Consider the following 16,496-nt stretch of genomic DNA (forward strand, 5'->3'; position numbering starts at 1 on the left):
GAAGCAGCCGGCAATCAGGAATTCCATGGGCTTTGGAATCAGCTGAAGCCACGATCCAGTGAATTCCAAACAGAAGCTGTATCAACCGCTGTCGTGTTTTTTCAATTTGGTTGCCGATCAATCCGTTTGATCGTGTTGAGTGTTTGTGCCTAATCAGCCCAGGCTCACCAAGGTGACACCTGCAACAAACAGCAGAACGGACAACACCAGCAAGCCACTGTTCATCGGTTGCTGGCGCGTTTGATTGATTCCATTCCCAGGCGTGCAGCCCGACGCCCAAGCCCCACCGCTGCCTGGGCGGTGCTTTGGATCACATCCTTGGCGGTGCTGCGGACCCTGCGGGGACTGCGTTGCATGGCATCGGGCCAGGACCCTTCCGGCCAGCGGGGCACACGGCGACCAACACGGTCACCGAGTTGAAGCAAGGATCGACGCAGCCGGCTGGCCACAGCTTTGACGCAACAGGATCAATCTGCTGGCTGCAAATCAATGGTGTTGTGCCAAATGACACGAAGGGGGCTGGCGCCTACTTCGTTGCTTCAAATCCATCAATTGAGGGATATGGCTACACAGATGGCTCCCTCAACTGAGGGATTTGGAATCCATTGGCGTGTTGCTGAATAAGGAGGCGCGCCGCTTGTATGCATGCCTCCCTTTTACGACCTGATTTTTCAGCGCAAAGGGGAGCTGCAGACCGAAACGGTGCAGGTGGCGGATGCCGCCCAGGCCTGGCGACTGGGGCGTGAGCGCTATCCCCACTGCATCCGCGGTGTTGTACGTCGGGATGCTGGGCGTGATGGCTCTGCAGCTGAGCCATCCAAACGCCGCTAAAACAGGGCATCCGAAAAGCCTGGGATGGAGCTGCGGCTCGAGTCGCGCGCGTTGCATGCAGCCATCGACTCGACGGCGCAGTTTTTCAAGACCCAGCGGGTGGTGGCCTGCTGCGGTGATCGCCTCACCCTCACCTGCCTCTGCTTAGCGGAGCCGATTCGCCGTGCCGTGGTGGGTGCCGCCACCACAGAGGAGGAAGGTTTCGAGCTGGTGCTGCGCCACAAGCCGAGCCTGCTGATCTGCTCGTCGGATCTGGAAACCGGCTACGGCATGAACCTGCTGCGACGGGTGAAGGCGGAGCTGCCCACCTGTCAGCTGTTGATCGTGCTGGTGCGTGAAACCCAGGCCGTGGTGCAGGAGGCGATGCAGGCCTACGCCGATGCGGTGATCTTCAAATCAAGCCTTGGCACCGGCAAGGGCGATTTCGTTCAAGCCCTCCAGACTCTCTCTGAAGGCGGCGTGTATCTCCCAGAAGAGATTCGCCAGCTCGGTGCGGCCCAGGCTCCGAACCCGAACCTGCCGCCGTTGATTGAAGAGCTCACCGAGCGGGAACTGGAGGTGGTGGCTGGCGTCGCCCGCGGCCTCACCAACCAGGGCATCGGCAACAGCCTCGGCATTTCGGTGGAAACGGTGAAGACCCACGTGGTGAACGCCAAAGACAAGTTGGGTGCTGCGGATCGCACCCAGTTGGCGGTGATGGCGTTGCTCTACGGCCTGATCGATCCCCTCGGCTGAGTCCTGGGGGGGTGTTCGGTGATCACGGTCGTGATCGTGCTTCGGTGACCAACGCCCGATCCATAGGGTCTCGGCGTTGCTTTGTTGTTATGTCTGAGGAAACCACCAACCAGCAGCCCTGCGGCGGCAAGAAGCGGGCGATGCTCGCCTATGGCCTGGTTCAGATCTCCGCCACCGTGGTTTCGGCTGTGTCGTTAGCGGCCATTGCCGTGGGTCTCTGCGCCGTGAAGCAGGAGAGCCGCCTGTTCAACGGCTGCGTGGAAACCGTTGTGGCTGAGGGCCGCTCCCAAGCCGAAGCCGTTCGCTTCTGCAACGGCGGCTGATTCCGTCAGAAATCCACTTCAGAACTGGCTTTTCAGCCGTTTCAAGTTGTGGCGATCACGTTGCAGTCAGCTGCTTTGATTGCGCCATGTAACGCTCACTTTGAACTATTTATAAGTTCATCAGCGCGCATGAAGTCATCGCCATAACTTGAACTGAATTTCATTGGTCTTTCGGATGCCAGCTCTGAAGTACAAGCGGGATTTCACCCACGATCAACGGGTGTCCTTCGCCTTTGCGAACTCCGCGACTGCCACCAAGAGCGCCAGCTCCAACGCCGGCAAAGCTGCATCCAGCACCGCTGAATACAAGCAGAACCAATGCGCCTCGATGGGCATCGGCATGGGCCCTCGGATTCATGAGGTCTGCCCCTTCGGAGCGGTGAACCACTCCTATGCCGCCACCGGTAGCTCGGCTCTGGAAACCGCCATCGCCGCGGCCTACAAGCAGGTGTTCGGCAACATCGGCATCGCCGACAGCCAGCGCCTCACCTCCCTGGAAGCCTTCCTCTGTGATGGCCGCATCAACGTGCAGGGCTTCATGGGCGGTCTGGTCAAGTCTGACCTCTACAAGCAGAAGTTCTTCCACGCCGTGTCGCCCATGCGCGGCATCGAGCTCACCACCAAGCACCTGCTGGGCCGTCCTCCGGTGAGTCAGCAGGAAATCAGCGCTGGCATCCAGCTGATTGCTGACCAGGGCTTCGATGCCTTCGTCGACAGCCTCACCCACTCTGAGGAGTACCTCGAGACCTTCGGTACCGACACGGTTCCTTATCTGCGCGGCTTCAAGTCGGAAGCCCGTGCTGCCTGCTCCACCTTCGTGGGCATGGCTGACCTCACCCCGGCCAACGCCAGCGCCGAGCATGTGATGTACACCGGCCCTCTGCTGGTGAAGCGCCTCACCAAAGACCTCAGCACTTTCGCTGCTGGCGGCGGTGCTTTCTCCGGCGATGGTGCTGGCTTCTCATACACCAACGCTGTTAAGAACGCTCGCAACAGCGCCTACCGCCGCATGTATGGCGGCAAGTTCAACTACGGCAGCTATTGATCCTCTGCCTCAGGCAGCGATCAACCGATCAATGAACGGCAGGAGGGGCAACCCTCCTGCTTTTTTATGCGGCGCGACGCCGTGCCCTTGATTGGCCCTGGGTATTTGTGCTCATTGCAAATGATTCTCATTTTTGTAAAGTCTCGTCGCTTTGAAATTGTTGATGCATTACTTCGGGATGTTGGTGCATGAGAGCGGACAAGTGACGCCCCTGTTTGGCACTGAAATCCTCGAAGTGGCTGTATCTAAATTCTTTGAATGCTGTCTACGAGCGGGTTATAAGCCAATTGATGTTCATCTGCGCCTGATCAAATCAGCATCGCCAAAATTTCCTGCAGAGATCTGTTTGGATAAAAATCTGTTGGTGTCGGGTTACAACCTTCAAGTGGAAAACTATCAATAACCTGCCGGTTGATTTGGATGCGGCTCGCTGGCGGAGATGACATCTTGGGGATTGCCCCCGCCTGATGCTTCGTGGCCAGCCCCGCCGACGCCGACGCCAACCTCAAGCGGGCCCTCGAGCAGCTCAACGAGAACGAGGTGGCCGTGGCCGAGGCGATCAACGAAGCCCGTGCCGAGCACGCCCGCCATGAACCGCCCCTCACCGGGCCGGCCTTGCTGGAGCGCATCGATCAGCTGGCCAGCCAGCGTTCGCTCGACAGTCAGGACGCTGCGATCCTCTGCCACTGGCCCGATGCCGCCTCCATCGGTCAGGCATGGTTCGAGCTCAAGCACCTCGGCAAAAGCGTGCCCAGCCCAATGCTCGTGCTCGACGCCTACCTCGTCGGCGCTCCGCCGTTTCTGAGCAAGGCCCAGCGGGATCTGGTGGGCGATTGGTACCGCAGCAAGGTGAGCGCCAATCCCGAGTACACCGATGCCGTCACCGGGGCGGCAAAGGCCTTCGTGCTGATCGGTGACCTCAACGCCAGTGCCGCCGGCATGGCCTGGCAGACCATCATTCCTGATCTGCTCGAGCAAGGGCACGATCTGGAGTTCAACGTCACCAAAGAACAGGTGACAGCGGCGGCGGCCCGATGGATTATTGCGGTGGCCGACACCTTCACGCCACCATCGCTGGATTGACGCGAGCGATCGATGGGTCTGCAGCTGGTTTCCGCCGACTACCTCCATGAGGACGGCATTACCTACCGGATCCGCCGCGACAGCCTCGAGCAGGACTTTACGATCGAGGAGAAGCGCGCTGGCGCCTGGGTGGATTGCGGTCTGGATCAGGCGGTGAAGGATGTGAACTTCGCGGAGTTCAAGCGCCTCGGCCTGCTGATCAAGAAGGTGATGGATGCCGATCAGTGGCTGGCCTGAACGACCCTGAATCGCAGCTGCCGGCCGGTCGCGCCAGGATGTAACGAACTTGTTACATGCTTCTCATGACCGTCGGAGAAATCTTCCTGGAGAGCCTTTCCACAGGGGTGATCACCGAGCACGAGGTGAACTGGCTGGCCTCGCATCAGACCAGCTTTGATCGGCCCGAGGAAGCCGCCGCCATCCGGCTCGGACGCCTGATGGACCAAGGCCAGATCAACCTCGGCTGCCGCCTGCCGGAGCCGATGCTGCGTCATCAGGAGGTGCTGGTGGACTGGATTGAACCCCTCGGCCGTCGCCGTCACCGTCAGAGTCAGCGCGCAGTGGCCTGAACCAGCAGCCCGTCCTTGGGGGCGGGGCTGGGGATCAGCTGCAGCGCCAGGTCTTGATCCGGCTGCAGCTGCAGCTCCACCGCCTGCAGCAGCCCCACCGCCATCAGGCGGATCTCCAGTTCCGCCAGGGCCTTGCCCAGGCAAACCCGTTCGCCGCCGCCGAAGGGCAGCAGGGTCTGCTTGAACGATCCATCCAGGTGGCGTTGCGGCCGGAATGCCGCCAGATCCTCGTCATTACCGGCCGACGTCGGGCTCAGCACCACCTGAATCACGCTGCCTTCGGGAACGGCCACCCCCGCCAACTCGATCGGCGCCAGGCTGCGCCGGAAAAAGCCTCCCACCGGCGGCGTCAGCCGCATCACCTCCAGCACTGTTGCGTCCAACCGTGCTGATGACGCCTCGCTCGCCAACCCATCGCGCAACCAGCGCTCCACCTCGGGGTTGAGCAGCAGCGCCCGGAACAGGCAGCTCAGCGATGAGGCCGTTGTCTCGTAGCCGGCGAACAGCAACAGCAGCAGCTGTTCGGCCAGGTCGTCATCGTCCAGGGGAATGCCGGCTTCATCCAAGCCGCCGCTCAGCAGATCAAGCCAGCCCTGGTTGGTGCCCGCCTGGAGCACGCCCTTGATCCGCTTCAACAGCCGTTGGCGTGCCGCCATCGCCTTGGCGAAGGGGGTGCCGGGAATCGCCAGGGGAATCGAGAACAGGGCCCGGGTCCAGATCTCGAAGTCAGCGAACAGGGCATCACGGCTGGCGCCATCCAGGCCCAGCACCGTGGTGGCGATCACCGCAAAGGCGAAGCGCCGCATCCGTGCTGCCAGCGGCAACGGTGTGGTGGTGGTGATCAGCTCCTGGCACAGCTCCGCCACCAACTGCTGGATCGACGGGGTGTAGCGCGCCAGTGCTGCGCTCGAGAACAGTTGCCCCACCACCCGGCGTCGGGCTTTGTGCCCTGGCCCACTGCGGTTGGCCAGCGATCGGCTGCCCAGCAGTTGCCGCACGCTTTCGGGCCACCAGCCCTCCAAGGCATCCCCCTGCCCCAGCAGGTCGCCGATGGCCCGTTCGCCGCGGATGAACACCATCCGTTGGGCCAGCAGCTTGGTTTCGAACACATCGCCGTGGGCCTCAAAGCGCCGCAGGGCGAAATCCGCCTGGGTGAAGAAGGCCAGGGTTTCCCCCAGTCCGCTCACGGCGCCTGTGCTGGGCAGGGGGGTGGTGGCCATCGCAGCTCGACGTGAGCTGCCGTTCTAGGGCTGACAGTGCTGCAGACGCTGGCTATCTCAACGGGTGTGCTGCGCGTTCCCTGTGGAACTCAAGTCTTTGCTGTTTGTGCTGATCGCCCATCTGATCAGCGCTGGCCTCTCGAAAACCGTTGCCGCCCAGAAGGCGCGCAACAGCAACCGCTGGGCTGTTGCTGGGTTTCTGTTTGGGCCTTTGGGTCTGATTGCTGCGGTGGGCATGCCGGACCGTCATCAGATTGTTTATCTGCGCTATCTGGCTGAGCAGCAGGGTTACCAACCCCGCCACGCCTGTGGTGGCCAGAAGGGTGAGACCGACGCCTGAGTCTTCTCTTGAAATCCTTCAGCGACAGCGCTGAAAACGAACAATGCTGCGGGTGAGGCCTTTCTCGGGCCAGTTGGGCATCACCCGCCAGGGGGTGTGCACCGTGAGCACGTCGCCCTCGATCGCGAAAAAGCGGGTCTGTTCCGTGCCCACCCATTCCGGATTCCAGGCCACATCCACCTGGGTGATCCAGCGGTCACCCTCGAGCCGGTAGGTGCCGGTGTAAGCGATCATGCTGCTCAGCAAGGCCGATCGCTCCTCGGGGTTGCTGCCCGGTTGGCGACCCTCTGCCGAGAGCATGAAGGAGAGGCGACCCTCCGCTGTGAAGATCACATAGCCGCTGGGGTTGTCCCCCATCGGTGCGAAGCTGTTGCCGTTGGCTTGTTCCTCAACGTCGTAGCTCAACAATTGCCACGCGCCATGAACGCTGGTGGAACTGATCGCTTGGGCGGGCTGAACCGAACTGACGCTCACAACTGAATCTGTTCCTGAGCGGCAACCTATCGATCGTGATCTGGCTTTGACAGCCTGAAGCGAGGCATTGCTGCGCAATTGATGCCATTGATTGTCGAACCAGTAGCAACAACAACGAAAGTGATCAGCGGGCCGGAGCGCGGCAGGGCCGCCAGCCCCGTTTCACCATCACGTTCCAGGTGTCGATCGCGTTCTGATCCAGAACGCGGCGATGGCTGAGGGGTTGCGGTGGTTGGGGCGGGTCGTAGTGATACGTCCTGATAGAAACCCAGGCCGTGGTTTCTGAATTCAGTTCCGGTTTGAAATGCACCAGCCGCTGTTGGGTTGTGTTCACCAACCATCCCCGGACTCCCTGGTCAGATGGAGGTGGGGATGGGGTTTGGTGCTGCGAGTTAGCCATTTGAACGCATTCTCGAGGCCAACTGTTTGACGCTGAGGGCTTTGTCAAACCACCAACACAAGCTGCAAATACATGCTGATTTTTTGTTTTTCCAGCCAATCAACTGAATTCAATCCTTTTTTCCCCTTGTGAGCAGCACAATATTTGTTCTAATAGAGAAGTAACGACCTCACAGACCCATGCTTACCGGAGCTGAATTGCTCAACCGCGTCAAGGAACTTGGCGATTGCGCCAAAACAGATCTGGCCAGGGGTTGTGGTTATGTCGTCAAAAAGAAAGACGGCTCTGAGCAGGTGAAATTCACCGCGTTCTACGAGGCCCTCCTGGAAGCCAAGGGTCTTTCCTTCTCCACCGGTGGATCCGCTATGGGCAAAGGCGGCCGCAAGCTGTCCTACAAAGCTGTGGTTCAGGGCAACGGCAATCTGTTGATTGGCAAGGCCTACACCGCTCTGCTGGAACTGCAGCCCGGCGATGAATATGAGATCAAGCTTGGACGCAAGCAGATCCGCCTGATCCCTGTTGGCGGCTCCGAAGAAGAGGATTGATCTCTGGTTCAGCAGCAACACCATTGTCCCCGTGGTTCCCTTAGGTTCCACGGGGACTTTTTTTGGCTCCGATGCCCTATCAACCCACCAAGGAGCATCTGGACCATCAGATTCCAGACGCGTTCAAGAGCATTAATAGTTTGATGCGTCAGCTGAAGCAGGACATCGGCATGGATGACCGCTACATCGCCCTAATGCTTGATGCGCTCTCGCGGGAGTATTCCGCCAAGCAGCCGATCCGAGAAGGTTTCGGCTTCCGCTGAAGATCAAGCTGTTGCTATTAACCGGTGGACCGCGCTTCCCTCCACCCATGAAACGACTCCTGCTCGTCCACAACCTGGTGCACGGTCAGAGCGTTTTGCACGAACTGGATGACAAGGATTTCGCTGTGGAGCTGGTGGAGGGCGATCCAGAGACCGACGATCAGGGCGAGATGGACGTGGAGAGTCGCTTTTTCATCCGCGTCGACAACGAATGAGCTCGCGTTGATCTCAATGCCGACTCAGGTCCGGTGCGCAGCTCAGCACAGAAATGATTGATCGGGTTGGATCAGCGCTATCGAGAAGGAGTCCATTGGTGGATGGTGATGGCAACGCGCTATGTGCTTCGGACGGGGGAGGTGATCCACTCCAATCGCAACCCCGAGGAGCTCGACGTCTACTGCTACCGAACCGGTGCCAACGACCACACCTGTCTGCTGCTTTCCGATCAATCCGAAGCGGATTTCCTGCTCCGCTACGGATCTGACGAGTTGAACGTGGCCTATTGACGCTGCTCGGATCGTGGCCTGAATGGGTGGGCATCTAGGCAACGCCATGGACGACGTCAGGCTGCAACAGCTGCTTCAGGAGGCCGAAGAGCATCTCCGTGCCCGCAGCTGCCGCCAGCGCTATGAGCGCGCCGTGGTTCGTCTGCCCGACAGCCGCCGGGGCATCTGGTTCGGCGATGACAAGCGTGCGGCCTAAGACGCGCCATTGACCAGAAGGGCTGGCTCCAGGGGGGCGTGCAGCAACTCAAAAACCGAATCGATGCGCTCAGCCTCCACCTGCGAGATCGAGAGCATCAAGGCCAGCAGATCGAGCCTTCGCCGCTCCTCTGCTGAATAGGGCCCATCCGAGCGCATCAGTTCTGAGGCCATGGCGTAGGCCGTGAGCGCTTGATCCGCCGTGAGCGCCTTGGCGGCCTCCAGCATCAGCGCCTTGGTGCCCTTCTCCAGGCGCATGGCCAGCACCGCATCCATCAGCAGCACCACCCCGTTCTCACTCATTCGGCAGTAGGGCTCGCGGTAGTCGAGGGCATGCCGGAATGCCCTGGCCCCAGCCCGGCTGAGGGTGTCGTCCCACGACACCGCGGTCAGACCAACGGCTGCAAAAGCATTAACGACATTCATCGGGAATGGCGCAAGCGTTAACCAACTGTCAACGAATGGTTGCGATACCTGTTGTTAAAAGCGCAACAGCTCTGTGCAGATGAGTCGTTGCACCTAGTCGGCCCCTCGCATCACTCCGGCAGGCGCTCCACGGCCACGTGCATGAACCGCTTCACCATGGCGATCGGCCAGCCTTCCCGCTGCAGGCCCTCAGCGATCTGATCGATCTGAATGCCGATTTCTTCGGCCACCAGCTCTTCCAGCAGCTGGTTCGAATGTTGCGTGGTGGTCATGGGCCGAGAGCACTGCATCGGGCATAACCCACCTCGGCTGTGTTTCGCCACATTGATTTGGTCGCGTTCGGTTGCAGGCTTGCGGCGCTGTTGCCAGCTTGTAGGCATGAAACAGGCTTCCCTGCTCCGGCGCATCGGCACCTACCTGCTCGGCTTGGTGGATGAGTACTGGGCCATGCGTCGTCCCTGGCAGTACGGCACCAAGCAGCCCCAATGCGGGCTGCAGTGCGATGGCGATCACTGCGACCCCGTCGACTGAGTCAGCCCTGCGCACAATGCGCGTTTACACGGGTTGCCGCTCCTCCCTGTCCCCACAACAGTGAGGTCAGCCAAGGAGATGAGATGGAGTTCAAAAGCCGCATTTTTGCCACCTCGCGTGGGTCCACCATCGACGCCATTGGCGACGGCAAATATCTGGTGTGCAATCCGGCCTATTGCTTCATGGTGTATGGCCTGCGCCAGGCCCATGAGGCCTTGCAACGTCAGGAAAAGCCCGCCCTCTGAGCCATGGCGGAATACCGGATTCACTGCAAGCACTGCGGCTATGAGGGGCAGGCCAACTCCCGTTGGATCCCCTTCGTGCAGGTGCAGAAGCGGGGGCAGGATTGCCCCCATTGCGGTCGCCCCACCCTGCTGGAGCCCTGGTGCAGGCTGCGGGCTGAAGCGTCCATGCCTGATTACTGAAAGGTCTGCCAGCTGCTGGTGAGCCACTGGGGAGCCACGCTCCACCAGATGGCCGTGGCCACAAAAATGGCGGTGAGCCCGATCAGGCTGGTGATCAGATCCTCTTGCCGGTTGTTCGAGCGAAGTTTCCTGGCTTTGCCCACGGTTGTCCTTGGATGCTTCCCTCGGTGTAAGGCCTCGGCTCGGCATTGGCCATCGGTCAAAACACCCGGCTGCAGCTCTGGCGATGATGGGTTCAGCGTCAGGGTCCGATGAGCACCGCCACGTTTGCTGAGTTCGCCGAACAGGCCGACTACTCCCTGCTGGAAGCCCTCACGCCTGACCCGGAGTCCACGGCGGATGGGGAGGACCACCGTCCCCGCCAGGTGCTCTCGGGCCACTACGTGCCGGTGACGCCCACCCCGATCCCCGACCCCCAATACCTGGCGCACAGCCGCAGCCTGTTCAGCGAGCTGGGTCTCAGCGATGACCTCGCCCAGGACGATCAGTTCCGCCGCATGTTTTCCGGTGATCTCGGTGTGGCCACCGGTCCGATGCGGCCCTGGGGCTGGGCCACCGGCTACGCCCTCTCGATCTACGGCACCGAATACACCCAGCAGTGCCCTTTCGGCAATGGCAATGGCTACGGCGATGGCCGTGCCATGTCCGTGTTCGAGGGGTTGTTTGAAGGGCGCCGCTGGGAGATGCAGCTCAAAGGTGGCGGTCCCACCCCCTACTGCCGTGGCGCCGACGGGCGCGCCGTGCTCCGCTCCAGCGTCCGTGAATTTCTGGCGCAGGACTTCATGCATGCCCTCGGTGTGCCCACCTCCCGTTCGTTGACGCTCTACGTCTCCCACGCCGAGACGGTGCGTCGCCCCTGGTATTCCGAGAACTCACGTTCGATGGACCCGGACGTGATGGTCGATAACCCTGCCGCCATCAGCACCCGGGTGGCGCCATCGTTTCTGCGGGTGGGTCAGCTGGAGTTGTTCGCCCGCCGTGCCCGCAGTGAGGCCCATCCCCGGGCGCATCAGGAATTGCACCAGATCGTGGTGCACTTGATCGAACGCAATTACCGCCAGGAGATCGACCCTGGCCTGCCGTTCAGCGACCAGGTTGTGCTGTTGGCGCGCTTGTTCCGTGATCGGCTCACGACCCTCGTGGCCAACTGGATCCGTGTGGGCTATTGCCAGGGCAACTTCAACAGCGACAACTGCGCCGCCGGTGGCTTCACCCTCGACTACGGCCCGTTTGGCTTCTGCGAGCTGTTCGATCCGCGCTTTCAGCCCTGGACCGGGGGCGGCGCCCACTTCTGCTTCTTCAACCAGCCGGTGGCTGCGGAGGCCAACTACCGCATGTTCTGGAAATCCCTGCGCACGCTGATGGAGGGCCAGGTGGAGGTTCAGGCCCAACTGGATCAGTTGCTGGAGGATTTCCCCGCTGCCATGCAGGAGGCCATGCAACGGATGTGGAGCAGCAAACTCGGTCTGCCCAGTGCCGACGACGCCCTTGTGCAAGAGCTGTTGAAGCTCCTCGTGGAGTCCAGTGCCGATTATTCGATGTTCTTCCGTCGCTTGTCGGATCTGCCCGAGCAGATTGATCCGCTGCGGGACTGTTTCTATCTGCCCCTTTCGGATGCCCTCCAATCCCAGTGGAACGACTGGTTGCTGCGCTGGCGTGTCCTGTGGCCCAGTGGCGTTGATCCGGCCCTGATCTCTGCTGGCATGCGGCGGGTCAATCCGGCCATCACCTGGCGCGAATGGTTGATCGCTCCGGCCTACCAGCAGGCCGCCGAAGGCGACACCTCCTTGATGGCTGAACTGCAGCAGCTGTTCAGCACCCCTTACGACACCCCTTCCGCCGACATGGCGGCCAGCTACGACCGCTTGAAACCGCGGGAGTTCTTCAGCGCCGGTGGGGTGTCCCACTACAGCTGTTCGTCTTGAGCGCCGAGGAGGTTCTGGAGTTCTGGTTCCAGCAGTGCCGACCCTGGCAGTGGTTTCGTCGCCGCGATAGCTTTGATGCCCTGGTGCGAGAGCGATTCGGCGAGGCCGTTGAGCGTGCCCTCGCTGGAGAGCTGGATCACTGGAGCTCTGGGCCCAGCAGTGGTCTGGCCCTCGTGCTGCTGCTGGATCAGTTCACCCGTCAGATCTGGCGTGGTGAGGCCAAGGCTTTTGCCGGAGATCCTCCGGCTCTGAAGCTGAGCCTGGCAGCGCTGGAGCGGGGATGGATCGCAGCGGAATCGCAACGACCGCGGCGGCAGTACTGGCTGATGCCTCTTTTGCACAGCGAAGACATCAGCGTGGTGGCCCAGGCCATCCCTTTGCTCGAGCACTTCGCGGACGCTGCCACCGCCGATGTGGCCCGCCGCCATCTCCTCCAGCTGCAGCGCTTTGGCCGCTATCCCCACCGCAATGCTGCTCTTGGACGGGTGAGTTCACCGGAGGAAATGGTTTTTACGCAGAGATCACAACGTTGAGGGTTCCTCCCCTTCGTCCTTCATCAGGCGCAGCGCTGCATTCATCACGGCAGCTTTCACCGCCCGGCGCTCCAGCCCCTGGCGTTCGAAGTGCCGAACGATGCGCGACAGGTCCCACCAGACGGCCACTTCCACTTCATCCATCTCATTGGCGACGTGGAGAGTCATGGTTGCGCTGAGTCTTAATTCAGCTGTAGCCCCGTGCCAGCACCGCCTGAGGCGTCTGCGGAATGACTGCTGAATTCAGTTGCAATTCAGCCTGAACGGTCGTTCGTGGCTAGGCAGCAAGTGGATGCCTCCCTTCACCGTGCAGCACTATTTGATCGTTTGGACGTTCCCGACCGTTGAGGGGGCGTGGGAGTCATGCCCTGGCTTTGCTGACTACATCAACTCGGGAGCACCGGGAGATGCCTTCGACGGCTTTGCTCTCAAATACCGTGTCTGCGAACCGATCAGCGGTAGTGGTGTCGCCATTGCCGTTGCCAGTGACATCGGCAAGGTGTGGGCGCATCTCGGGCCCTGGATCAAGGACTTCGGCATTCAGTTCGAGGTCACTGCCGTGGTGTCCGATGCTGAATTTGCTGCGATGTGGCCGATGGTGGAAGCTGCAGCATCCGTCAGCTAAGACGGCTGCCCATCACACCATGGCCCGGCCTTGACGCTTGCCCTGCTTGAGCCCCTGCTGTTTCTTGCTGCGGCTGGTTCAGCTGCAGCGGGATTGCTGATCCTTCAGCTGGGGCTGCAACGGGTGTTTTCAGTGGCACCGCGCTTGAAGCCGGGCCAGGACGTTGCTGCTCCGGTCACGTCGCTGACCGTGGTGATCCCCGCCTTCAACGAGGCCCACAACATCGAGGCCTGTGTCGCCAGCGTTCTGGCCAATCAGCCCCCCTGCCGGGACTGGTCGGTGTTGGTGGTGGATGACGAGTCCAGCGATGCAACGGTGGACAACGCTCTCCGGGCTGGCTCTGAAGCGCCCCACTTCCGCTTGATCCAAGCCGGCCCCAGGCCCGTCAACGAACGCTGGGTGGGAAAGAACTGGGCCTGCAGCCGGGCCGTTGACCAGGTCACCAGCGAGTGGCTGTTGTTCATCGATGCCGATGTTCGGCTCAAGCCCGATGCCCTGAAACGGGCCCTGGCTCAGGCCCTTGATGAGCAGGCCGATCTGCTGAGCCTGGCGCCGCGGTTGAGTTGCGGATGCCTGGCGGAATGGATGGTGCAGCCGATCATGGCCAGCCTCCTGGGCCTCGGCTTTCCCATTCTCGAAACCAACGACCCGGCATCGCCGGTGGCGTTTGCGGCGGGGCCCTTCATGTTGTTCAAGGCCTCCACCTATGCGCAGATTGGTGGGCACCGGGCCCTGGCTGGCGAGGTGGTGGAAGATCTGGCCCTCGCCCGCGCCATTAAGGGAGGAGGCCATCGGCTGCGTTATCTCCTGGGGCTTGATGCGGTCGATCTGCGGATGTACAGCGACCTCGCGGCGCTCTGGGAGGGCTGGACCAAGAACTGGTTTCTGGGCCTGGACAAGGATCCCGTCAAAGCCCTTGGCGCCGCTTTGGTGGTGGTGCTGATGTTCACCGTGCCCTGGCTGTTGCTGCCGGCATCGCTGCTGCTGCTCTGGCTCCAACCCCTGCTGGCTTCGGCTTGGTGGTGGGTGTTGGCCCTGGCGAGCTTGGCCATCCTTCAACAGTTGCTGCTGCGGCTGTGGACGCGCAGCAACTTTGATGTGCCCCTCAGCTACTGGTGGCTGATGGGAGCCGGTGGGTTGCTGGTGGGTGCAATTGGCCCCGTCTCGATCTGGCGCACCCGCACGGGACGCGGGTGGACCTGGAAAGGCAGGGCTTTGAATTAGGCGTGGTGTCCCTTTTTGCGGGCATCTTCAGCCCGCCGCCGGATTGCCGCATGCCGGAATGCTTTTTCCAGCTTGGTCAATTTGGGTTGTTTGTCTTGCAGGGCAGCTTCGCCGCGGGCTTTGGCTGCGTTGATGAAATCGTCCGATTTGGTACCGCTGAGTCCACCCATTTCCATGCCTCAACTGAATCAAGCCTGGTTCCGTTGCGGCTTCATTGGGCTCGAAGCAAAGGCTTTCTATCGAATTCAGGTTTGAACGGAATTGTTTGGTAGTCCTTGATCCAATTGATGAGCCATCCCCTCTGAAGGCTCGGCATCTGGCCGCTGTGTGCGAAGGTAAGAAGTCTTGATCAATTCTTTTTTTTGACGATCTTTATCGGAAATCTCTCCTGGGACGCTGAGCGGGAGGATCTCATTCATCTGTTCGGTCAGTACGGCGAAGTGAGCAAGTGCTCCTTGCCCCTCGACCGGGAGACGGGCCGCAAGCGTGGTTTCGCTTTTGTTGACCTCAGCAACGAAGCCGATGAGCAGTCGGCAATCGACGACCTGCAGAACGTTGAGTGGATGGGTCGCGCCATCTCCGTCCGCAAGGCCGAACCCCGCCGCTGAGCTTCACAACAGCTTCGCTTCACCTCACTGTCCAAAACCGCGGTCGGTTGTGGATGGTGAGGTTTTGTCCTGCGTTGCGTTGGGCTGTGGCTGTTGAGAGGCCTGCTGTGATGAGGCCTTGTTGAACCGACTGTCGAGCCAACGCGAAACGATGTAGATCCCAATGAACATCGGGATGTAGATCTGATAGGCGCTTTGTTGTTCAATCTCGAGCTGATTGACGACGGTGACAGCAGCGGTGCTGAGCACGAGGTAGATCCCGACGCGCCGAAACAGGGGTGATTTGAACAACGTTGTGAGAGCTCAAGCGTTTGATCATGTTCTCCTGCCGTTGAACTCCCTCAACTGGGGGATGTGCCGGACGTGCCATACCTGCTGAATGGGGAGGCAATGCAACGCTCCGATGCCACCCGCCTATGACCTGATCATTGAGCGTGGAGGCTCGATCGTGGTGGAAACCATCGAGGCCTGTGACGAAGATGCTGCCTGGCGCGCTGGCCTGATGTTGCACATCGAGGCGCTGATGGCCGTGGTCTGCAGGGACGAACACGACCCCGAATCGACGCGGGCTTAGGGTTTTCTTAAGAGTTGGAGCGATGTTGTGATCGGTTTGATCGCCTCAGGTTTGTTCCTGGTGTTTCCCTCAATTCCCGGAGCGGATCTATCCCTGTTCCAACAGCTGAACAGGGAACTCGGTGCCCTCTGTCAGGAGCCACCCGCTCAGGCCATCAGGGTCTGTCGCCTCCATGCCCGCCTGGTGAACGGCTGAGTCAGCGCTCGTCCGGCACCACACCACAGGCAACCCGTGCTCCACCTCCACCGAGGGGGGGCTCGTCCCTGTAGGTGTCGCCGCCTGCATGAACAATCAGGGCTTTCCCCTTCAGGTCAGCGGTGCTGAGCCGAGGCGCCACCACGCTGGTGTTGGTCTTGCCGTCGTCATCCACCACCAGCCTGCTGAGATCGCCCCGGTGACCGTTTCCGAAGGGGCCGAGGTGTTGACCCGTTTCGTCAGGGTCCCAGTGACCTCCGGCGGCCAAGCCGGCAACAGCGATGCCCTCGACGGTTTCGCCCACGTCACAGCTTCCCGTGCTGTGGAGATGGAAGCCGTGTTCCCCAGGGCTCAGCCCCGCCAGATCGGGATAAATCACCAGGCCCTGGTCGGTGTCTTGCGCTGTGACGCTGCCGATCGATTCGCCAATGCCGTTGGCATCAATGCGTTGCAGGCTCACCTCCAGGGCTCCGCACCAGCCCGGTGTGAGCGTGAGCAGGCTGATGAGCAGAACGAGCTGGGCGAGCAGGCGACGCATCACAGAACAGCGTGTTCTTGAATTCTCGCCCCCGGTTGGTGCCGTCTGCGGTGAAGATGGTGCGTCGTTCAGCTGATGCTTGGTGATGCGTTGGGAGTACACCCAGTTGCGCTTCGTGCCCCGGGGGAAGTCGTGGACCGGGGAAATCGAGGAGCTCTGGCTGGATGATCGCCAGCTGATCTCCAGAAGTCATCCGCAGCGTGATGTCACCCTGGTGGGCTTGATGAATGAATTGGGAGAGCAGGGTTGGGAATTGGTGACCTACGCCCAACCCTTCACGGGCTACCACGGTGGTTGCTACACCTTCAAACGTCAGAAGTGAGCAGCTGCTTCAGAGCGGGCTGGCACTGATGTGCTGGGCCA

36 protein-coding genes are annotated in these 16,496 nt (G+C 60.9%); 25 read left to right on the forward strand and 11 right to left on the reverse strand.

Translation table 11 applies throughout. The features are described from left to right. Positions 1-221: 221 nt before the first annotated feature. The gene (locus DXY04_RS09750; protein ID WP_115161910.1) at positions 222-449 is read right to left on the reverse strand and encodes a hypothetical protein; all 228 of its coding nucleotides are present in this window, start codon (positions 447-449) and stop codon (positions 222-224) included. Between the two features lie 196 nt (positions 450-645). Here DXY04_RS09750 and DXY04_RS09755 point away from each other — a divergent pair, with 196 nt between their 5' ends. From DXY04_RS09755 to DXY04_RS09790, 8 genes are all read left to right on the forward strand, one after another. Next, positions 646-831: a hypothetical protein gene (locus DXY04_RS09755; protein ID WP_115161911.1), complete on the forward strand. Its 186-nt coding sequence runs from the start codon at positions 646-648 to the stop codon at positions 829-831. 24 nt (positions 832-855) lie between these two features. Beyond that, complete coding sequence (locus DXY04_RS09760; protein WP_115161912.1) at positions 856-1,566, forward strand: response regulator transcription factor; 711 nt, start codon at positions 856-858, stop codon at positions 1,564-1,566. Between the two features lie 89 nt (positions 1,567-1,655). After that, complete coding sequence (locus tag DXY04_RS09765) at positions 1,656-1,889, forward strand: hypothetical protein (RefSeq protein ID WP_115161913.1); 234 nt, start codon at positions 1,656-1,658, stop codon at positions 1,887-1,889. 175 nt (positions 1,890-2,064) lie between these two features. Then, positions 2,065-2,934 carry a phycobilisome rod-core linker polypeptide gene (locus tag DXY04_RS09770; protein ID WP_115161914.1) on the forward strand — a complete coding sequence of 290 codons (870 nt, stop codon included), beginning with the start codon at positions 2,065-2,067 and terminating at the stop codon, positions 2,932-2,934. Between the two features lie 163 nt (positions 2,935-3,097). Beyond that, positions 3,098-3,337 (forward strand): hypothetical protein, encoded by a 240-nt coding sequence (locus DXY04_RS09775; protein WP_244278654.1) that lies wholly within the window; start codon positions 3,098-3,100, stop codon positions 3,335-3,337. Positions 3,338-3,408: 71 nt separating this feature from the next. Then, entirely contained in the window at positions 3,409-4,017 is a 609-nt protein-coding gene (locus DXY04_RS09780; protein WP_115161915.1) for a hypothetical protein, read from the forward strand. Positions 4,018-4,029: 12 nt separating this feature from the next. Further along, positions 4,030-4,254 (forward strand): hypothetical protein, encoded by a 225-nt coding sequence (locus DXY04_RS09785; RefSeq protein WP_115161916.1) that lies wholly within the window; start codon positions 4,030-4,032, stop codon positions 4,252-4,254. A 65-nt stretch (positions 4,255-4,319) separates the two neighbouring features. Further along, the gene (locus DXY04_RS09790; RefSeq protein ID WP_115009181.1) at positions 4,320-4,586 is read left to right on the forward strand and encodes a hypothetical protein; all 267 of its coding nucleotides are present in this window, start codon (positions 4,320-4,322) and stop codon (positions 4,584-4,586) included. Here DXY04_RS09790 and DXY04_RS09795 read toward each other — a convergent pair. Continuing rightward, entirely contained in the window at positions 4,568-5,806 is a 1,239-nt protein-coding gene (locus tag DXY04_RS09795) for a cytochrome P450 (RefSeq protein ID WP_115161917.1), read from the reverse strand. The genes DXY04_RS09790 and DXY04_RS09795 overlap by 19 nt on opposite strands. 82 nt (positions 5,807-5,888) lie before the next feature. Between DXY04_RS09795 and DXY04_RS09800 the strand changes: the two genes are divergently transcribed. Further along, positions 5,889-6,146, forward strand: a complete 258-nt coding sequence (locus DXY04_RS09800) for a hypothetical protein (RefSeq protein WP_244276277.1) — start codon at positions 5,889-5,891, stop codon at positions 6,144-6,146. An 18-nt stretch (positions 6,147-6,164) separates the two neighbouring features. Here the strand turns inward: DXY04_RS09800 and DXY04_RS09805 are convergent, their stop codons facing one another. Both DXY04_RS09805 and DXY04_RS09810 read right to left on the reverse strand, forming a co-directional pair. Further along, positions 6,165-6,620, reverse strand: a complete 456-nt coding sequence (locus DXY04_RS09805) for a lipocalin-like domain-containing protein (RefSeq protein ID WP_115161919.1) — start codon at positions 6,618-6,620, stop codon at positions 6,165-6,167. A 124-nt stretch (positions 6,621-6,744) separates the two neighbouring features. Continuing rightward, on the reverse strand, positions 6,745-7,020 hold the full coding sequence (locus tag DXY04_RS09810) for a DUF1651 domain-containing protein (RefSeq protein WP_115161920.1): 276 nt from the start codon (positions 7,018-7,020) through the stop codon (positions 6,745-6,747). A 179-nt stretch (positions 7,021-7,199) separates the two neighbouring features. Here DXY04_RS09810 and DXY04_RS09815 point away from each other — a divergent pair, with 179 nt between their 5' ends. The 5 genes from DXY04_RS09815 (at position 7,200) to DXY04_RS12230 (ending at position 8,530) form a co-directional block, all read left to right on the forward strand. Then, positions 7,200-7,565: an AbrB family transcriptional regulator gene (locus DXY04_RS09815; protein WP_115161921.1), complete on the forward strand. Its 366-nt coding sequence runs from the start codon at positions 7,200-7,202 to the stop codon at positions 7,563-7,565. 71 nt (positions 7,566-7,636) lie between these two features. Continuing rightward, on the forward strand, positions 7,637-7,828 hold the full coding sequence (locus tag DXY04_RS09820) for a hypothetical protein (protein ID WP_115132746.1): 192 nt from the start codon (positions 7,637-7,639) through the stop codon (positions 7,826-7,828). 47 nt (positions 7,829-7,875) lie between these two features. Beyond that, positions 7,876-8,043, forward strand: a complete 168-nt coding sequence (locus DXY04_RS12225) for a hypothetical protein (protein WP_170951395.1) — start codon at positions 7,876-7,878, stop codon at positions 8,041-8,043. 57 nt (positions 8,044-8,100) lie between these two features. Beyond that, positions 8,101-8,334 carry a hypothetical protein gene (locus DXY04_RS09825; RefSeq protein ID WP_136975389.1) on the forward strand — a complete coding sequence of 78 codons (234 nt, stop codon included), beginning with the start codon at positions 8,101-8,103 and terminating at the stop codon, positions 8,332-8,334. Positions 8,335-8,380: 46 nt separating this feature from the next. Further along, entirely contained in the window at positions 8,381-8,530 is a 150-nt protein-coding gene (locus tag DXY04_RS12230) for a hypothetical protein (RefSeq protein ID WP_170950621.1), read from the forward strand. Here DXY04_RS12230 and DXY04_RS09830 read toward each other — a convergent pair. Continuing rightward, on the reverse strand, positions 8,527-8,955 hold the full coding sequence (locus DXY04_RS09830; protein ID WP_115161923.1) for a tellurite resistance TerB family protein: 429 nt from the start codon (positions 8,953-8,955) through the stop codon (positions 8,527-8,529). The two genes, DXY04_RS12230 and DXY04_RS09830, sit on opposite strands and share 4 nt — an antisense overlap. Before the next feature lie 110 nt (positions 8,956-9,065). Continuing rightward, positions 9,066-9,227, reverse strand: coding sequence for a hypothetical protein (locus DXY04_RS12235; protein WP_244278656.1), 162 nt, complete (start codon positions 9,225-9,227; stop codon positions 9,066-9,068). 106 nt (positions 9,228-9,333) lie between these two features. Between DXY04_RS12235 and DXY04_RS12240 the strand changes: the two genes are divergently transcribed. From DXY04_RS12240 to DXY04_RS12250, 3 genes are all read left to right on the forward strand, one after another. After that, positions 9,334-9,486 carry a hypothetical protein gene (locus DXY04_RS12240; protein ID WP_170951396.1) on the forward strand — a complete coding sequence of 51 codons (153 nt, stop codon included), beginning with the start codon at positions 9,334-9,336 and terminating at the stop codon, positions 9,484-9,486. 83 nt (positions 9,487-9,569) lie between these two features. Beyond that, the gene (locus DXY04_RS12245; protein ID WP_170951397.1) at positions 9,570-9,731 is read left to right on the forward strand and encodes a hypothetical protein; all 162 of its coding nucleotides are present in this window, start codon (positions 9,570-9,572) and stop codon (positions 9,729-9,731) included. A gap of 3 nt (positions 9,732-9,734) precedes the next feature. Next, complete coding sequence (locus DXY04_RS12250) at positions 9,735-9,911, forward strand: hypothetical protein (RefSeq protein WP_170951021.1); 177 nt, start codon at positions 9,735-9,737, stop codon at positions 9,909-9,911. On the opposite strand, the gene DXY04_RS12255 is transcribed toward DXY04_RS12250, so the two are convergent. Continuing rightward, complete coding sequence (locus tag DXY04_RS12255; protein ID WP_170951398.1) at positions 9,905-10,054, reverse strand: hypothetical protein; 150 nt, start codon at positions 10,052-10,054, stop codon at positions 9,905-9,907. The two genes, DXY04_RS12250 and DXY04_RS12255, sit on opposite strands and share 7 nt — an antisense overlap. A 108-nt stretch (positions 10,055-10,162) precedes the next feature. Here DXY04_RS12255 and DXY04_RS09835 point away from each other — a divergent pair, with 108 nt between their 5' ends. Both DXY04_RS09835 and DXY04_RS09840 read left to right on the forward strand, forming a co-directional pair. Beyond that, the gene (locus DXY04_RS09835; protein ID WP_115161924.1) at positions 10,163-11,836 is read left to right on the forward strand and encodes a protein adenylyltransferase SelO family protein; all 1,674 of its coding nucleotides are present in this window, start codon (positions 10,163-10,165) and stop codon (positions 11,834-11,836) included. Continuing rightward, complete coding sequence (locus tag DXY04_RS09840; protein ID WP_115161925.1) at positions 11,833-12,369, forward strand: DUF924 family protein; 537 nt, start codon at positions 11,833-11,835, stop codon at positions 12,367-12,369. The genes DXY04_RS09835 and DXY04_RS09840 overlap by 4 nt, the downstream gene beginning before the upstream one ends. On the opposite strand, the gene DXY04_RS11850 is transcribed toward DXY04_RS09840, so the two are convergent. Continuing rightward, a complete protein-coding gene (locus DXY04_RS11850; RefSeq protein WP_006850301.1) occupies positions 12,358-12,537 on the reverse strand; it encodes a hypothetical protein in 180 nt (59 codons plus the stop codon). The two genes, DXY04_RS09840 and DXY04_RS11850, sit on opposite strands and share 12 nt — an antisense overlap. A gap of 139 nt (positions 12,538-12,676) precedes the next feature. On the opposite strand from DXY04_RS11850, the gene DXY04_RS09845 reads away from it, so the two are divergent. Continuing rightward, positions 12,677-12,994, forward strand: a complete 318-nt coding sequence (locus tag DXY04_RS09845; protein WP_025362236.1) for a DUF3303 domain-containing protein — start codon at positions 12,677-12,679, stop codon at positions 12,992-12,994. A gap of 30 nt (positions 12,995-13,024) precedes the next feature. Next, positions 13,025-14,218 carry a glycosyltransferase family 2 protein gene (locus DXY04_RS09850; RefSeq protein ID WP_115161926.1) on the forward strand — a complete coding sequence of 398 codons (1,194 nt, stop codon included), beginning with the start codon at positions 13,025-13,027 and terminating at the stop codon, positions 14,216-14,218. On the opposite strand, the gene DXY04_RS09855 is transcribed toward DXY04_RS09850, so the two are convergent. After that, entirely contained in the window at positions 14,215-14,388 is a 174-nt protein-coding gene (locus DXY04_RS09855) for a hypothetical protein (protein ID WP_011364474.1), read from the reverse strand. The two genes, DXY04_RS09850 and DXY04_RS09855, sit on opposite strands and share 4 nt — an antisense overlap. A 192-nt stretch (positions 14,389-14,580) precedes the next feature. Between DXY04_RS09855 and DXY04_RS09860 the strand changes: the two genes are divergently transcribed. Continuing rightward, positions 14,581-14,826: an RNA-binding protein gene (locus tag DXY04_RS09860; RefSeq protein WP_115161927.1), complete on the forward strand. Its 246-nt coding sequence runs from the start codon at positions 14,581-14,583 to the stop codon at positions 14,824-14,826. A gap of 24 nt (positions 14,827-14,850) precedes the next feature. On the opposite strand, the gene DXY04_RS09865 is transcribed toward DXY04_RS09860, so the two are convergent. Then, entirely contained in the window at positions 14,851-15,117 is a 267-nt protein-coding gene (locus DXY04_RS09865; RefSeq protein WP_115161928.1) for a hypothetical protein, read from the reverse strand. 112 nt (positions 15,118-15,229) lie between these two features. Between DXY04_RS09865 and DXY04_RS12260 the strand changes: the two genes are divergently transcribed. Beyond that, positions 15,230-15,400, forward strand: a complete 171-nt coding sequence (locus tag DXY04_RS12260; RefSeq protein WP_170950615.1) for a hypothetical protein — start codon at positions 15,230-15,232, stop codon at positions 15,398-15,400. A gap of 60 nt (positions 15,401-15,460) precedes the next feature. Next, complete coding sequence (locus DXY04_RS12575) at positions 15,461-15,595, forward strand: hypothetical protein (RefSeq protein ID WP_255441730.1); 135 nt, start codon at positions 15,461-15,463, stop codon at positions 15,593-15,595. Position 15,596: 1 nt separating this feature from the next. On the opposite strand, the gene sodC is transcribed toward DXY04_RS12575, so the two are convergent. Continuing rightward, positions 15,597-16,133 (reverse strand): superoxide dismutase family protein, encoded by a 537-nt coding sequence (gene sodC / locus DXY04_RS09870; protein WP_115161929.1) that lies wholly within the window; start codon positions 16,131-16,133, stop codon positions 15,597-15,599. Positions 16,134-16,218: 85 nt separating this feature from the next. On the opposite strand from sodC, the gene DXY04_RS09875 reads away from it, so the two are divergent. Further along, on the forward strand, positions 16,219-16,455 hold the full coding sequence (locus DXY04_RS09875; protein WP_006851383.1) for a hypothetical protein: 237 nt from the start codon (positions 16,219-16,221) through the stop codon (positions 16,453-16,455). Positions 16,456-16,496 lie beyond the last annotated feature (41 nt).

The sequence above is a fragment of the Synechococcus sp. UW86 genome (genome assembly GCF_900474085.1).
In the GTDB taxonomy this organism is placed as follows: domain Bacteria; phylum Cyanobacteriota; class Cyanobacteriia; order PCC-6307; family Cyanobiaceae; genus Parasynechococcus.

Bases quoted from the DNA above. Each gene is read 5' to 3' on its own strand.
- DXY04_RS09755 (WP_115161911.1), top strand. From the start codon at position 646: ATGCCTCCCTTTTACGACCTGATTTTTCAGCGCAAAGGGGAGCTGCAG.
- DXY04_RS09760 (WP_115161912.1), top strand. From the start codon at position 856: ATGGAGCTGCGGCTCGAGTCGCGCGCGTTGCATGCAGCCATCGACTCG.
- DXY04_RS09765 (WP_115161913.1), top strand. From the start codon at position 1,656: ATGTCTGAGGAAACCACCAACCAGCAGCCCTGCGGCGGCAAGAAGCGG.
- DXY04_RS09770 (WP_115161914.1), top strand. From the start codon at position 2,065: ATGCCAGCTCTGAAGTACAAGCGGGATTTCACCCACGATCAACGGGTG.
- DXY04_RS09775 (WP_244278654.1), top strand. From the start codon at position 3,098: ATGCATTACTTCGGGATGTTGGTGCATGAGAGCGGACAAGTGACGCCC.
- DXY04_RS09785 (WP_115161916.1), top strand. From the start codon at position 4,030: ATGGGTCTGCAGCTGGTTTCCGCCGACTACCTCCATGAGGACGGCATT.
- DXY04_RS09790 (WP_115009181.1), top strand. From the start codon at position 4,320: ATGACCGTCGGAGAAATCTTCCTGGAGAGCCTTTCCACAGGGGTGATC.
- DXY04_RS09795 (WP_115161917.1), bottom strand. From the start codon at position 5,806: ATGGCCACCACCCCCCTGCCCAGCACAGGCGCCGTGAGCGGACTGGGG.
- DXY04_RS09810 (WP_115161920.1), bottom strand. From the start codon at position 7,020: ATGGCTAACTCGCAGCACCAAACCCCATCCCCACCTCCATCTGACCAG.
- DXY04_RS09815 (WP_115161921.1), top strand. From the start codon at position 7,200: ATGCTTACCGGAGCTGAATTGCTCAACCGCGTCAAGGAACTTGGCGAT.
- DXY04_RS09820 (WP_115132746.1), top strand. From the start codon at position 7,637: ATGCCCTATCAACCCACCAAGGAGCATCTGGACCATCAGATTCCAGAC.
- DXY04_RS12225 (WP_170951395.1), top strand. From the start codon at position 7,876: ATGAAACGACTCCTGCTCGTCCACAACCTGGTGCACGGTCAGAGCGTT.
- DXY04_RS12230 (WP_170950621.1), top strand. From the start codon at position 8,381: ATGGACGACGTCAGGCTGCAACAGCTGCTTCAGGAGGCCGAAGAGCAT.
- DXY04_RS09830 (WP_115161923.1), bottom strand. From the start codon at position 8,955: ATGAATGTCGTTAATGCTTTTGCAGCCGTTGGTCTGACCGCGGTGTCG.
- DXY04_RS12235 (WP_244278656.1), bottom strand. From the start codon at position 9,227: ATGACCACCACGCAACATTCGAACCAGCTGCTGGAAGAGCTGGTGGCC.
- DXY04_RS12240 (WP_170951396.1), top strand. From the start codon at position 9,334: ATGAAACAGGCTTCCCTGCTCCGGCGCATCGGCACCTACCTGCTCGGC.
- DXY04_RS12245 (WP_170951397.1), top strand. From the start codon at position 9,570: ATGGAGTTCAAAAGCCGCATTTTTGCCACCTCGCGTGGGTCCACCATC.
- DXY04_RS12250 (WP_170951021.1), top strand. From the start codon at position 9,735: ATGGCGGAATACCGGATTCACTGCAAGCACTGCGGCTATGAGGGGCAG.
- DXY04_RS09835 (WP_115161924.1), top strand. From the start codon at position 10,163: ATGAGCACCGCCACGTTTGCTGAGTTCGCCGAACAGGCCGACTACTCC.
- DXY04_RS11850 (WP_006850301.1), bottom strand. From the start codon at position 12,537: ATGACTCTCCACGTCGCCAATGAGATGGATGAAGTGGAAGTGGCCGTC.
- DXY04_RS09855 (WP_011364474.1), bottom strand. From the start codon at position 14,388: ATGGGTGGACTCAGCGGTACCAAATCGGACGATTTCATCAACGCAGCC.
- DXY04_RS12260 (WP_170950615.1), top strand. From the start codon at position 15,230: ATGCCACCCGCCTATGACCTGATCATTGAGCGTGGAGGCTCGATCGTG.
- sodC (WP_115161929.1), bottom strand. From the start codon at position 16,133: ATGCGTCGCCTGCTCGCCCAGCTCGTTCTGCTCATCAGCCTGCTCACG.
- DXY04_RS09875 (WP_006851383.1), top strand. From the start codon at position 16,219: ATGCGTTGGGAGTACACCCAGTTGCGCTTCGTGCCCCGGGGGAAGTCG.